Origin of the sequence: Chryseobacterium sp. KBW03 (genome assembly GCF_003852415.1) — a bacterium.
In the GTDB taxonomy this organism is placed as follows: Bacteria; Bacteroidota; Bacteroidia; order Flavobacteriales; family Weeksellaceae; genus Chryseobacterium; species Chryseobacterium viscerum.
Genome location: NZ_QAJO01000004.1, coordinates 384,202 through 398,938 on the forward strand (window position 1 = coordinate 384,202; position 14,737 = coordinate 398,938).

General features: G+C 37.8%; 11 protein-coding genes. 5 read left to right on the forward strand and 6 right to left on the reverse strand.

The window, feature by feature from the left end; genetic code table 11:
- Window positions 1-16: 16 nt before the first annotated feature.
- The 3 genes from DBR39_RS09720 to DBR39_RS09730 all read left to right on the forward strand — a co-directional run bounded on the left by DBR39_RS09720 (window position 17) and on the right by DBR39_RS09730 (window position 5,430).
- Complete coding sequence (locus DBR39_RS09720) at window positions 17-3,286, forward strand: efflux RND transporter permease subunit (RefSeq protein ID WP_124532617.1); 3,270 nt, start codon at window positions 17-19, stop codon at window positions 3,284-3,286.
- Window positions 3,287-3,306: 20 nt separating this feature from the next.
- The gene (locus DBR39_RS09725) at window positions 3,307-4,413 is read left to right on the forward strand and encodes an efflux RND transporter periplasmic adaptor subunit (protein WP_124532619.1); all 1,107 of its coding nucleotides are present in this window, start codon (window positions 3,307-3,309) and stop codon (window positions 4,411-4,413) included.
- 306 nt (window positions 4,414-4,719) lie between these two features.
- On the forward strand, window positions 4,720-5,430 hold the full coding sequence (locus tag DBR39_RS09730) for a C40 family peptidase (protein WP_103231751.1): 711 nt from the start codon (window positions 4,720-4,722) through the stop codon (window positions 5,428-5,430).
- Between the two features lie 184 nt (window positions 5,431-5,614).
- Here the strand turns inward: DBR39_RS09730 and DBR39_RS09735 are convergent, their stop codons facing one another.
- From DBR39_RS09735 to DBR39_RS09760, 6 genes are all read right to left on the reverse strand, one after another.
- Window positions 5,615-6,190, reverse strand: a complete 576-nt coding sequence (locus DBR39_RS09735; RefSeq protein ID WP_124532621.1) for a pentapeptide repeat-containing protein — start codon at window positions 6,188-6,190, stop codon at window positions 5,615-5,617.
- A gap of 110 nt (window positions 6,191-6,300) precedes the next feature.
- Window positions 6,301-7,530, reverse strand: a complete 1,230-nt coding sequence (gene rodA / locus DBR39_RS09740; protein ID WP_124532623.1) for a rod shape-determining protein RodA — start codon at window positions 7,528-7,530, stop codon at window positions 6,301-6,303.
- Window positions 7,527-9,566 (reverse strand): peptidoglycan D,D-transpeptidase FtsI family protein, encoded by a 2,040-nt coding sequence (locus DBR39_RS09745; protein WP_124532625.1) that lies wholly within the window; start codon window positions 9,564-9,566, stop codon window positions 7,527-7,529. The genes rodA and DBR39_RS09745 overlap by 4 nt, the downstream gene beginning before the upstream one ends.
- The gene (locus DBR39_RS09750) at window positions 9,563-10,069 is read right to left on the reverse strand and encodes a hypothetical protein (RefSeq protein WP_002982456.1); all 507 of its coding nucleotides are present in this window, start codon (window positions 10,067-10,069) and stop codon (window positions 9,563-9,565) included. The genes DBR39_RS09745 and DBR39_RS09750 overlap by 4 nt, the downstream gene beginning before the upstream one ends.
- Entirely contained in the window at window positions 10,062-10,916 is an 855-nt protein-coding gene (gene mreC / locus DBR39_RS09755; protein ID WP_124532627.1) for a rod shape-determining protein MreC, read from the reverse strand. Before mreC ends, DBR39_RS09750 begins: the two co-directional genes overlap by 8 nt.
- Window positions 10,917-10,944: 28 nt before the next feature.
- Entirely contained in the window at window positions 10,945-11,970 is a 1,026-nt protein-coding gene (locus DBR39_RS09760) for a rod shape-determining protein (protein ID WP_103231746.1), read from the reverse strand.
- A 559-nt stretch (window positions 11,971-12,529) separates the two neighbouring features.
- Between DBR39_RS09760 and hemA the strand changes: the two genes are divergently transcribed.
- Window positions 12,530-13,804: a glutamyl-tRNA reductase gene (gene hemA, locus DBR39_RS09765; RefSeq protein ID WP_109737820.1), complete on the forward strand. Its 1,275-nt coding sequence runs from the start codon at window positions 12,530-12,532 to the stop codon at window positions 13,802-13,804.
- Window positions 13,791-14,699 (forward strand): hydroxymethylbilane synthase, encoded by a 909-nt coding sequence (gene hemC / locus DBR39_RS09770; RefSeq protein WP_124532628.1) that lies wholly within the window; start codon window positions 13,791-13,793, stop codon window positions 14,697-14,699. Before hemA ends, hemC begins: the two co-directional genes overlap by 14 nt.
- Window positions 14,700-14,737 lie beyond the last annotated feature (38 nt).

Genomic DNA, 14,737 nt, shown 5'->3' on the forward strand with positions numbered 1-14,737 from the left:
AATCAATAGTATTTCAATGAACTTAATAAGATTTGCATTAAGAAAACCCATTACGATTTTAGTGATTGTTGCCGGGCTGTTTTTCTTCGGATTACGGTCGGTAAGCTCTATTAAAGTCGACATTTTTCCAAAATTGGACTTACCTGTAATCTATGTTTCCCACCCTTTCAGCGGATATACCCCGCAACAGATGGAAGCATTTTTTGCCAAACAATACATCAATATTTTCCTCTTTGTAAACGGGATTAAAAGTATTGAAACCAAAAATATTCAGGGACTGACTTTAATGAAAATTAATTTCTATCCCGGAACCGATATGGCACAGGCTGCAGCAGAGCTAAACTCTTTTTCCACCAGAATTCAGGCTGCCTTTCCGCCAGGCTCCAACCCTCCTTTTATCATCCGTTTTGATGCTTCTACTCTTCCGGTGGGACAGCTTGTTTTGAGTAGTGACAAAAGATCAAACAATGAATTACTTGATCTCGCGAATGTATACGTGCGATCCACTTTCACCTCCATTCCGGGGATTGTTTCATCTCCTCCCTTTGGGGGAAATATCCGTACGGTAGTCATCAATGCCAACCCGGATTTGCTCCGTCAGCATAATATGACCCCAGACCAGCTTGTGGAAGCCTTACGTCTGAACAACCAGACAGCGCCTTCAGGAAACGTAAGAATAGGAGATAAATATTATATTACTCCTACTAATACGATGATTAAAAATGTAAAGGATTTTGAAAATATTCCTTTGTATAAGGGCAGTGTTCAGAATCTTTATTTAAGAGATGTTGCCACAGTTACCGATGGAGCAGATATGACTTCCGGTTATGCTTTAGTCAATGGCCGGCGTTCTGTTTATCTGAGCATTGCTAAAAGTGCCGATGCTTCTACCTGGGATGTGGTTCAGAATTTGAAAAAACAATTGCCACAGATTCAATCCAATCTTCCGGATGATGTGAAAGTCAGTTTTGAATTTGACCAGTCGACCTATGTAATCAATTCTGTTAAAAGTTTATTGAGTGAAGGAACCATTGGTGCTATACTCACCGGATTGATGGTCATTCTATTCCTCGGGGATATCAGAGGTGCATTGATTGTGATCCTCACCATTCCGACCTCCATTATATCGGCCGTTTTATTTTTAAATCTTTTCGGTCAGACCATTAATATCATGACCTTAAGCGGACTTGCGCTCGCCATCGGAATTCTCGTCGACGAAAGTACCGTTACCATAGAAAACATTCACCAGCATCTGGATATGGGCAAACCGAAATCTCTCGCGGTCTGGGATGCCTGTAAGGAAATTGCCTTCCCGAAATTATTGATCTTATTCTGTATTTTGGCGGTTTTTGCGCCTGCATTTACGATGGGAGGAATTCCAGGATCATTATTCTTACCTCTTGCACTGGCGATCGGTTTCAGTATGATTGTTTCTTATTTTCTTGCGCAGACCTTCGTTCCCATCATGGCCAACTGGATCATGAAAGTGAAGCATCACAAAGCAAAAGACGGACATATTCTGACAGATTCCGAGGAATTACAGGCAGCAGGCTTAAGTGATGAAAGTGATACATGGAGCCAGAAAGAAATTCTGCTCCAAAATGAAGACAGCAACCGTGATGGAAAAGTAAGCTTGTTTGAAAAAATCCGATTCCGTTACCTGAAGTTTTTAGACCGGATCATGCCCTACAGAAAAATATTGGTTTCAGCTTATATCATACTGATGATGGCAATGGTTGCCTTATTCCTGAACAGTATCGGACGAGATGTTTTACCGCAGGTAAATGGAAATCAATTTCAGGTAAGAACGCGTATTCCTGACGGAACAAGGATTGAAAAAAACGAACTTCAAACTTTAAAACTATTGGATGGAATTAAAGAAATTGTGGGAAAAGACAATGTTTCGATCACCTCTGCGTATGTAGGAACACACCCTACTCTTTTCTCGGTAAGCCCGATTTACCTTTGGATGGCCGGTTCCCATGAAACGGTATTACAGGTTGGCTTACATGAAGATTATCACACCAACATGGATGATTTGAAAGACAAAATCAGAGAGAAAGCGAAAAGCATTAATCCTGATATGAAATTATCTTTCGAACCAATAGAATTAACAGAAAAAATCCTTAGCCAAGGTTCTCCAACGCCTATTGAAGTACGATTGTCGGGAAGGGATAAAAGCATGAATGAAGCGTATGCTAAAAAAATAGAAACAGAGCTTAAAAAGATTCCGTATTTAAGAGATGTTCAGATAGGGCAATCTATAAAATATCCTGCACTAGACATCAATGTTGATCGTGTTCGTGCGGCTCAATTGGGTATTGACATGTCTGATGTTTCCCGTTCGCTGGTGGCTTCTACATCATCTTCAAGGTTTACGGAGAAAAATATCTGGACGGATGAAAAAGCAGGCTACAGCTACAATGTACAGGTTCAGATTCCTGAAAATAAAATGAACAGCAAAGAAGAAATTGCAGGAATTCCGTTGCTGAAAAATACCAACAGACCGAATTTGGGAGATGTAGCAACCATTAAAAACAGCTTTACTTATGGTGAAACCGACAACCTGGGAGCAATGCCTACATTAACGGTTACTGCGAACCTTAATCACACCGATTTGGGAACAGCTTCAAAAGATGTACAGAAAGTTATTGATAATATCGGAGAGCTTCCGAGAGGACTTAATATTCAAATGATTGGTTTGAGCCAGACTTTACATGAAACTTTAAGCAGTTTACAAAGCAGCCTGATCATTGCGATCGTCGTGATTTTCTTAATGCTGGCTGCCAACTTCCAGTCTTTCAAAGTTTCAGCGGTTGTATTAACAACAGCTCCGGCAGTTTTAGTGGGATCATTGGCTTTATTAATCATCAGCGGATCAACGCTTAATCTTCAATCCTACATGGGAATTATCATGTCTGTCGGGGTTTCAATCTCCAATGCGGTTTTATTAATTACCAATGCAGAGCAGTTAAGAAAACATAATGGAAATGCCTTACTTTCTGCCAGAGAAGCCGCAGCATTGAGGTTAAGACCTATCGTAATGACTGCTTTAGCGATGGTTGTGGGAATGATTCCTATGGCTTTGGGATTGGGAGAAGCCGGAGATCAGGTTTCGCCACTTGGAAGAGCCGTGATCGGAGGTTTGGTCGCATCTACTTTTGCAGCCCTTTTCATTCTTCCACTAGCCTTTGCATGGGGACAAGGAAAAGCAACGACTCAAAGTGTTTCTCTTGATCCTGAAGACGAAGAAAGCATTCACTTCATGCCCGAAATTGTAAAATAATAAGCTATTAAAAATAAAATATGAATCGATTATATAAATATCTAATCCCAACAATACTGGTTTTCAGCTTGCAGAGCTGTGGACATGAGGAAAAAAAGGAAGTAAAAAAATCAGCAGAGCCTTCATCCCCTGAAATTGAAACGGTGAATCCCAAGCAGGAAGAGTTTTCTTCATCAACAGCCATTCCTGGGGAACTACAGCCTTATCAGAAAGTGGATGTCTATGCTAAAGTAAGCAGTTTTGTTAAAAAATTATACGTGGATGTTGGAAATGAAGTAAAAGCAGGACAATTACTGGCCACTTTAGAGGCTCCTGAGATCAATTCTCAGCAAAGTGCTGCCTCATCGGCTTTGAAATCAAAGGAAGCGCTGTATATTGCCAGTAAGGCAAAGTATGACCGTTTAAAAGAAACCAGTAAAACTCCGGGAACAATTTCTGCTCTTGATCTGGAACAGGCTTTAGCGGCTCAAAAATCTGACATGGCTCAATTGGAAGCTGCAAAAGCATCATATCGTGAAGTGGCTGATGTTAAAAACTATTTGCAGATCAGAGCTCCATTTAGCGGAAACATTGCAACGAGAAATGTAAGTGCAGGAGCGTATGTAGGACCATCAGGAAAAGGGTCAGATCTTCCGATGTTCAGCCTGGTTCAGCAGGACAGATTACGTCTGGTCGTGAATGTCCCGGAATCTTACACCGGACTGCTGAATAAAAATGGAGCTATCAAGTTTTCAATTCAATCTATTCCGGGTGAAACTTTCACAGCAAGTGTCTCGAGATTTGCAGGAGCTTTAGACAACAAATTACGCTCTCAATGGGTAGAAATGGATGTTTATAATAAAGACAAAAGACTTTTACCGGGAATGGTTGCCAACGTAATCCTCCCTTTAAGTGAAAACAACAAGTCATTGTCTGTTCCCACTTCTGCTGTTCTCAACTCTACCTTGGGGGTATTCGTTATTAAAGTAGAAAAAAACATAGCCCATTGGGTACCTGTAACTTCAGGAATTGCGAATGGTGAGATCACCACGATCATTGGGCAGGTATCATCAAGCGACGTGATTGTTAAGAGTGCATCGGAAGAAATCCGTGATGGACAAAGTATTAAAATTAAACTCCCAAAATAGGCTCATAACCATCTGTTTATTAACAAAAATTATCATCCGTCTTTCTGATATAAAAATTTTAAAAATATACTAATGAAGGATAAAGTGAAATAAGTTTGTTAAAGAATCTTAATAAAAAAAACCGCACACTTACCAAAAATAGGCTGTTGCGGTTTATTTTTCTTTAACATATGTAAACAATATGTTAAAATGTGTTAAAGTAAGATCCTGATAATTATCATAACAGGGGTCTTTTATTTGGAATCTCTACTTTTGTATTGCTTTTGAAAATAAATTTTCCTTTTTAACACGGATAATCAAATATATATGAAGAAAAGAGTTTTGTTTTATTTAGTTGCTTTAGTTACTACAGTTTCAATGCAATCGTGTGCTACAAATTATGTGGTTTCAAAACCAGCAACTTACGCAAAAGAATACAAAACAGATGCCAAACTAGCTTCTATAGATAACAAAAAAATGGAGCAGGATAAGCAGAGACTTATCGACTCTTTTCTTGCTGAAAAGGCTGCATCTATAGCAAATGCTAAAAAAGCAATTAAGAATTCTGAGATTGCGAAAGTAATCAAACATAATAAAACCATTGACGGTATCCTTACAGAAGCTGAAACATACCTTGGAACTCCTTACAGATATGGAGGGACTACAAGAAACGGTATAGATTGTTCAGCTTTCGTTCTTTCTGTATTCGGAGCAGCAGCAGGTCTTAGCTTACCAAGAGTAGCAGCTTCTCAGGCTCAGGAAGGGGAAAGAATAGAAAAAGGAGAATTACAGAAAGGAGACTTAATCTTCTTTTCTCATGGAAGAAGAATTTCTCACGTAGGTATTGTAGAAAGTGTTACTGAAGAAGGTGAGATCAAGTTTATCCACGCAGCAACTTCAAAAGGAGTTATGATTTCTTCACTGAATGATTCTTATTGGGGACCTAAGTTCAGATTCGCGAAAAGAGTAATCAATGAAGAAGGAGAATCTTATAACAACTTAGCATCTGTAACTCCTGCTACACCAGCAAATTTTTAATTTTATAAATAATTGATTTAAATAATGAAGCCATCAGATTTCTGATGGTTTTTTTATATGCTTTATTTACAGTAGATTTTGGCTAAAGCCAATGGAATAGATATATAAAAAAAAGCGGGCTAAAGCCCACTCCTATTGAATCAATATTATATTTTTTATAATAGCCAGTACATGACTACGGACATCAGCTGTTCTTATCAATTTCAATATCCAGCTTATATAACAGTCCATATATTTCGGAAAGCGAGAATTTGGCCTTTTTAAGCCTATTTAAAGCCGGATCTATTGAATATCTTACCGAGGTTCTGAAATCTGCCTTTTCGAGGTTTGTATTATCGAAAACAGCGCCTGACAGATCACAGTTACTGAAGACCGCATTGGATAAATCACATTCAGCAAAATCTACCTCAATTAATTTAGAGTTTTTGAAAACCGTTTTCTTAACGGATGTTTGATAGAAAACAGAATTATTCAAAGCACATGCATCAAATCTAAAAGATAATCCGAATGGATTACTATCATTAAACTGAAGCCCAAACATTTTGCATTCTTTGAAAATCACATTGTGAAAAGCAGTCTTGATAAGCTTTGCCATGCTGAGGTTGCACTCGACAAATTCACAATCTGTAAAACTGAATCCCGACAGGTTAGCATATTCAAAATTACAGTTTCTGAATGTACAGTTTTCATATTCTCCTTTTTCTAACTGGGAAACATCTGTATTTTCAAAATCCTGATCCAGGATATAAGCTTCTTTCATATTTTTTATGATTTATAAAATGACAACACACTCCGTCATCTGACCGATTTTTAAACAACATTAAAAACTTTCGTCCTTTTTGCGATTTTGTATTTCCGCTTCAAAGACAGTTATACCAGGCTGTTTTTATCCGAATAATTAAGCTTAAAGAAGATAAAAGTCATGATAGAGAATGCCAGCAAAGAACTTCCCCCGTAACTGAAATACGGAAGAGGAATCCCAACCGTAGGGAAAAGCCCCATAACCATTCCCAAATTGATCGAAAAGTGCATCAGCAGAATGGATGCAAAACAATACCCGAATACACGGTTAAAAGTAGATTTTTGTTTCTCTGCGAGATAGTATATTCTTCCGATATAGACCATATAACACAGGATAAGGGTGGCACTTCCTAAAAAGCCCCATTCTTCTCCTACCGTACAGAAAATATAATCGGTTTCCTGCTCTGGCACGAATTTCCCTTGGGTAACAGATCCTTCACGGTATCCTTTTCCCCAGATTCCACCGGAACCAATAGCTGTTTTGGAATATAATAAGTTGTATCCTGAAGTATCTCTGAACGCTTTCTCACCTTTATAAAGAACCTCAATTCTTTCTCTCTGGTGTTTAGGAAGCTTTTCTAGAACATAAGGAGAACCGAAAGCCAGTCCGCATAATAAAATAATAGATCCGGCAATTCCTGAAATTGAAATCACATCCCATGACATTCTATGATAATTCATGGCAATAAGGACACCGGCAATCAGCAGAACAGCTGCTGCAACATAGATGGGAGGAATGGCTAATGACACCAGAAAAACTCCGGCAAAAACAAATCCTACACCAAATAAAAGACCACTAAGCCCCTCTCTGTATAAAGCGATGAAAAACGCAATAAATACCAACATGGAACCTACATCCGGAATAGCAAGAACAACTGCCGCCGGAACACCAATAATTGCTAAAGTAGTCCATAGGGACTTCTTATTTTTAAGATTAAAATCCGGTCCGGAAACATAATTGGCCACCATAAGGGCTGTCCCAATTTTTGCGAACTCAACAGGCTGCATGGTAAAACTACCAAACTTGTACCAGTTCTTTTGTCCTAGGATCTCCTTACCAAACGGAAAAAGCCCTACCAGTAAAAGAACACCGCCAATATAAATAATCCCGGACATATTCTCGAAGAACTTACTTCTTCCAACGAATATAATAAGCCCCACAAATAACGAGATACAGAAGAAAACCAATTGCTTCTCCCCCAGTTTCTGGTCAACACTGTAGATATTTGCAATCGCAAAAATACAAAGCAGGAAATACAGCCCAAGGCCCAGTTTATCTATTCCTTCTGTCCATTTCATTGCTTTACAGATTTAGCGGATTTATTGTTTTTAGTTTCGTCGTCTATTCTTTTCTGCAGTTTGGCTTTTTGTTGTTTCACAAACTCCAGACTATCCTTTATTCTTTTTTGTTTAATCGAATCAGGTTTAGGGTCAACATATAAACCTTTACGTTTAAGGTCAATCACCCATTGTCTCTTATATTCGGGCATGAAACTGGAAGTGATCATCTTTTTGTAAAGGTTTTCACGTTTCAGATCTCCTGTGATATATTTTTCTGCAATTACTGTAGAAGCAGGACCTGCCCAGGTAGCTCCAAATCCGGCATGTTCCATTACTGCAACCACCACAATTTTGGGTTTATCAGCAGGAGCAATCAATACAAAAATTGAGTTATCTTTTCCTTGCGGAACCTGTGCTGTACCTGTTTTAGCCAGCTGGGTAAAGTCATTTGATTTTAATCCACGGGCGGTACCTCTCAAAACTACCGCTTCCATTCCTTTTAAAACCGGTTCGAAATGCTTAGGATCTACAAGGGTCTTATGTTTTACTTTAAATCTCGGATCAGGATTTGGCTTTCCATCAATACCTTTTACAATGTGAGGGGTATAATACCAGCCTTTATTTGCGATTGCAGCAACATAGTTAGCCAGCTGAAGAGGGGTGATCATAATATCTCCCTGCCCCATTCCGTTGAAAACGGCTCCTGTCGCTAAAGGATCCCAGTTTTTATAATCTTTTGTTGAACCGCTTGCCTTAAGAATAGATTTCATTCTTCTCTCATAAAACTCACCGCTTGGAATTCTTCCTTTTGCACCTGAAGCCAGATCATTATTTAAAAATTCCCCGACTCCGAAACTGTTCATGATTTTTTTCCATTCATCAACCCCTTTGGAAGGATTGCCAGGATATTTATTGACAATTGCCAAATAAGCATAAGAGAAGAAACAGTTACTGGAAATCTGAATGGATGGGATTAAGGGGTCTGCTCCTCCGTGTCCTTTAATTCTTAATCCACGATAATTAAACCCGCCACCACAAGGGAAAACTGTATTTTCGGTCATTACTCCCATTTGCATCGCAGCGAGAGCTGTCAGTAGCTTGAATGTAGAACCCGGAGGATACGCTGCCTGAACAGACCTGTCAAACATGGGCTTATTTTCGTAAAGCGTATCTTTATTTAAAATGTTAATATTCTTAGATTTATAAGGTCCCGTAAATAAATTCGGATCCACATCAGGACCTGTTGCCAGGGTTAAAATATCACCGTTATTCGGATCGATGGCAACAATGGCTCCATGCTTATTAACAAGCATTTCTTCTGCTGTCCTTTGAAGGTCATAATCAATGGTTAAAGTAATATCTTTTCCGGTAATAACGTCTTTATCTAAAGTCCCATTTTTGTAAGAACCAACGTTTCGGAGTCTGATATCTTTTTGGATATATTTTACTCCTTTTACTCCACGAAGTTCTTTTTCATAGGATTTTTCAATCCCTTTCTTACCGATAAAATCACCAGGAAGATAGTACACAGAATCTTTTTTAATTTCGGCTTCATTTACTTCGCTGGTATATCCCAAAAGATTTCCAGAAGTAGAAACTTCGTATTGACGCTGAGGTCGCTGTACAATAGTAAAAGCGGGATATTTAAAAATAATTTCCTGAACTCTTGCAATATCTTCTCTGCTGAGATCTTTTAGAAAAGTCATCGGAGTCAGCTTTGAATAATATTTTTCTTTTTTAATAATATTGATCCTTTGGATAAAATCTGCTTTATTGATCTTCATCAGACTACAGAATCCCAGTGTATCAAAATCCGGCCTCATTAATCCCTGCGTAAAAGATATCTCATAAGCAGGCTGGTTTCCTACCATGATTTTACCGTTTCTGTCAAAAATAACCCCGCGCTGAGGGATAACATACTCAGTCTTAATGGAAGTATTGGCAGCATTCAGTGCGTAACGGTCTGTAAACAACTGCAAATACGCAAGCCTCGCCACAAAAATAAGGGCGATGGTAACAAGGATGGAAAAAATTTTAAAATAACGTGTGTTCAAACTTTTTGTTTGATTTTAAATATTAATGCGTAGATGACTATAAAGATAAACGAAATTACACTTGTCACCAAGACATTAAATAATATTTCAAAAAACCTGCTAAACTTAAAGAACTCGATATACTGTACTAAAAGCTGATGCAGGAAAATACTTGAAAATAAAAACAGCAAAAACTGCGCCCATTGAAGGGACTGAAAAGAGAAAAAGTCCGTAGACGTATCTGTGGAAGTCCTGAAGATCAACGTTCTGAAATAAGCAATCAACGTTGTCGCAAATGCATTGATCCCCCATGAATACAGGAAACCGTCAATAGACAAGCCTATTAAAAAGCTCAATGCCAGGAACTGAAATTTATTTCTAAAAAAGGGATAGAACATGACAAAGACAGGATATAATACCGGAGTATATTTCCCAAAAAGCGTAATCCTGTTCAATACAAATATCTGTAATGCCACAAGAAAAATCATGATCAATATATCAGTAAATAAAGTCCTGCTAATCATTTTCTTTTTTTATTACAGCCTGCATAGTGTCCTGAATCTTCTGCACTTCTGCTTTCTTAAGATTCTTCACTACATACACTTTATTCAACGCTCCCATTTTTTCACTCAGCTCAACGGATATATCCCAGAAGCCGGTTTTATTGTCTACAGAATACCCTGCAATGGTTCCTATGGTAACACCTTTAGGGAAAATAGCCGATTTACCATCAGTAACAACGGTATCTCCTACTTTTAATGCAACATATTTCGGAATATCCGCCAGGTGCATGACCCTTGAATTATCTCCATTCCATGTTAAGGTACCAAAATATCCTGAGCTTTTAAGTGCTGCATTAATTCTGATCTTGTTTACACTTAAAACCGATTGAACTAATGCATAACTATCTGTAGAATTGATTACAATCCCCGCAATACCTTTTGGTGCCATTACCCCCATTTGAGGAAAGACTCCATCTCTTCGGCCACGATTGATTGTAAAATAGTTATTTCTTCTGTTGATACTGTTGAAAACAATTTCTCCATCAACAAAAGTATAGATCTGCCCTCCACCAATGGTATCATGAACTCTTTTGAAAACAGGATTCTTCGTCCCGTCTTTTCCATAGAGCTCAGTCATAAGGGCTTTATTCTGAACGACAAGATCTTCGTTGATCTGTTTTAGTTTCAGGTAAGAAACTCCTTCATCAATATATCCGGAAACCCACGAGTTGAACGCAGCCGTTTGGCCCGCTACCCAAGATTTCTGCATTGCATTTCTGGAGAATATCAAAACCAAAGCAATAATTTGCAGGAATATAAAGAAGACGAAAAGAGTGTTCTTCGAAAATAATCTCAGCAAAAATCCCATTCAGATATAAAGTCGTAAAAAGTTAAAATTATTTAATTAAGAAATTGAACTTATCCATATTCTTAAGGGCAATACCTGTTCCGCGAACTACAGCTCTCAACGGATCTTCAGCAACAAATACAGGAAGACCTGTTTTTTTGTGAATTCTGTCCGCAAGACCTCTTAGTAACGCTCCTCCTCCAGCAAGATAAATACCTGTTTTGTAAATATCAGCTGCCAGTTCCGGTGGTGTAAGAGAAAGTGTTTCCATTACTGCATCTTCGATTCTGATGATCGATTTGTCCAATGCACGGGCAATCTCTTTATATCCAACCATAATTTCTTTAGGTTTACCTGTAATAAGGTCTCTACCTTGTACCGGGATATCCTCGATGTCTACATCAAGATCTTCTACTGCAGAACCTACTTCAATTTTAATTCTTTCAGCAGTTCTTTCTCCGATATAAAGGTTATGGTGAGTTCTTAGATAATAAGCAATATCATTGGTAAATACATCTCCTGCAATTTTTACAGATTTATCACATACGATACCTCCTAAAGCTACTACAGCAATTTCCGTAGTCCCTCCACCTATATCAATGATCATATTCCCTTCAGGCTTCTGTACGTCGATTCCTACCCCAATTGCTGCTGCCATTGGTTCGTAGATCAATCTTACTTCTTTTGCGTTTACTTTCTGAGCAGAATCTCTTACCGCTCTTTTTTCAACTTCAGTGATACCAGAAGGAATACAGATTACAATTCGTAATGCTGGTTGTATGAATCTACCTTTGATCCCAGGAATTTTTTTGATAAACTCCTTGATCATGTGTTCAGAAGCATGGAAATCTGCAATAACCCCATCCTTCAAAGGACGGATTGTCTTGATGTCCTCATGAGTTTTACCTTGCATATGCTTAGCTTGTTCCCCTACAGCAATGGGTTTACCCGTAGAACGTTCAATTGCAACAATTGACGGTTGATCTATAACAATTTTATTATTATGGATGATTAGGGTATTAGCCGTTCCGAGGTCTATCGCAATTTCTTGCGTAAACATATCAAATAAACTCATATTTTTCTTCTGATTTTAAGTTTACAAAGATATAAATTTAAGACTACTAAAGAAATTTCCCACCAACTTAATTTGGTTAAAGTTTTATTAAAATTTACAATTCTTTATTAACTTTCAATTTAGATGTTTACAGACTTTGAGTTCAACTAAAATTAATGGGACGTTGAAAGGGCCGAAAAGCAAAATTACAAATGAGAAAAGCGGTAAAGAAAACAATATGATCGAGAAAGTTAATACGCGAATTTGAAAATTGTTTTTGGGGTATAGGTCAGCAATTTCCGCTTAATTTAAGAGTAATCCTGCTTAACTCATTCAAAATCAAATTTTTAAAATGATATTAAAATAAGATCTCATTTTAAAATTTCACTAACAAGATCTGTAAGAAAATCCGCTTTTTCACCTTTTTGCACTTTTGCCCTTACTTTCTACCGTCACATCAACCTTCTCCATTTTTTTAGCTTCTTACAAAACCGTCTACTTCCTATAGTTTTTTACGATAATTATCATATACACTATCAGAGAATGATTAATTAAAAAAAGCGTAAATTTGCGACTGCTTATGTTACAGTATTCCAACATCCATCAAACGTCAAATTTTGCCGTGCTTTCTATAAGCTACGAGAAAGCCGACGTAGAAACGAGAGGAAAGTTTGCATTCTTTGATGAAAACATCAAAAACTTTGTTTCCAGGGTTCACCAGGAAGATTTAGGGGATGCATTTGTGGTCTCCACTTGTAACAGGACCGAAATTTATACCACGTCTCCCAATTACCTTTTAGTTGCTGAAGAGTACTGCAAAACCATTGGAGTACATCTTACTGATTTTCTTCAATTTGCCAATATCCTTACCAAGGAAGAAGCGCTGATTCATCTTTTCAGAGTAGCGGCAGGTCTTGAAAGCCAGATTATCGGAGATTTTGAAATCATCGGACAAATCAAAAAAGCATACAGCCGTTTCAAAAAAGAAAGGCAGAATTCTAACCCTTATCTGGAAAGAGCAATCAATGCAGCAATTCAGATTTCGAAAAGAATAAAAAACGAAACAGGTATTTCCAATGGAGCTGCTTCTGTTTCTTATGCTGCAGTTCATTATATTTTAAACAGCCAAAAGAGAATCGCCGAAAAGAACATCCTTCTTTTAGGAGTAGGAGAAATCGGGCAAAATACGGTTGAAAATCTGGTAAAGCATGTTTACCAGCCCAAAATTAAAATCGCCAACAGAACTCAGGAGAAAGCTGAAAAGATTTCCCAGAAATACAATATCCCTCACGTTGATTATTCTGATTTTGACCAGGAATTAAAAAACACGGATATTCTTATTGTAGCAACAGGAGCCAAACATCCTATTGTGAACCAGTCTCATTTCCCCAATGGGAAAGAAACACTGATCATTGACCTTTCCATTCCTCACAATGTTGAAAAGAACGTTACCGAAAATGAAAACGTAACATTGATTGATGTAGATGAGCTTTCAAAACAGATCCAGGAAACTATCCAGCAGCGGGAAAGAGAAATCCCGAAAGCGGAGAAAATTATCAAGGAACTGATGAAAGACTTCATTGAGTGGGAAAAAAAGAGAAAATTAGCACCAAATATTCATCATTTCAAAGCCGTTTTAAAGAATATGGAACGTAATGAAATGCATAATTTTTATAGAAAGAACAAATATATAAACATCACGGACATGGAACTTTCTGATAAAATGATCCAGAAAATCACCAACCGTTTTGCAAAATATATCATTGACAATCCTTTAAAAGCCGAAGAAATTAGTAAATTAATGCACGAAATATTAGTTGAACAACCAAACAACGAATTCAATGAAAAGCATTAGAATCGGAACGAGAAATTCCGCACTTGCACTTTGGCAGGCTAGAGAGGTTGCGAGGCACCTTCAGAACAACAATTATTTAACGGAAATTGTTCCTATCGTTTCTTCTGGCGATAAGAACCTTAATCAACCTTTATATTCTTTAGGAATTACCGGGGTTTTCACAAGAGACCTTGATATTGCCTTATTGAATGATGAAATTGACATTGCCGTTCATTCTTTAAAAGATGTTCCTACTCTATTGCCTCAGAATATCGAGATGATCGCCTATCTGGAAAGAGATTATCCCCAAGACATCCTGATCAGAAAAGAATCTGCCAGGAATAAGGAGTTCCATGAGCTTAAGCTGGCAACCAGCAGTTTGAGAAGAAGAGCGTTTTGGCTGAGAAATTATCCAAACACAGACTTCTCGGATATCCGTGGAAATATTCAGACAAGACTTCAAAAATTGGAAGACGGGAATTTTGATGCGACCATTTTATCTTTGGCCGGTATCAAAAGAATGAAAATGGAAATCGATTATGAGATGCTTCCATTAATGATTCCTGCGCCTTCACAAGGAGTAATCTCTGTGGCTGGACACACGGACAAACCTGAGATCAACGAAATTGTACATCAGATCAATCATAAACAGACTCAGATCTGTGTAGAGATTGAAAGAAATTTCTTAAGTACTTTAGAAGGCGGGTGTACTGCACCTATTGGAGCTTTTGCTGAAATTATCGGTGATCAGATCCGCTTCAAGGCAGCACTTTGCTCTTTGGATGGGAAAAACTGTATTGCTGTTGACGAAAACTTTGTTTATACTCCAACAGAGAATTTTGGAGAAAAGTACGCAAAAGTAGTTCTTGAAAACGGTGGAAAAGAATTAATGGCAGAAATCAAAAGCCAAATCTAGAAATCTCTGTTATAGATTTTACATTCTTTATAACCGCA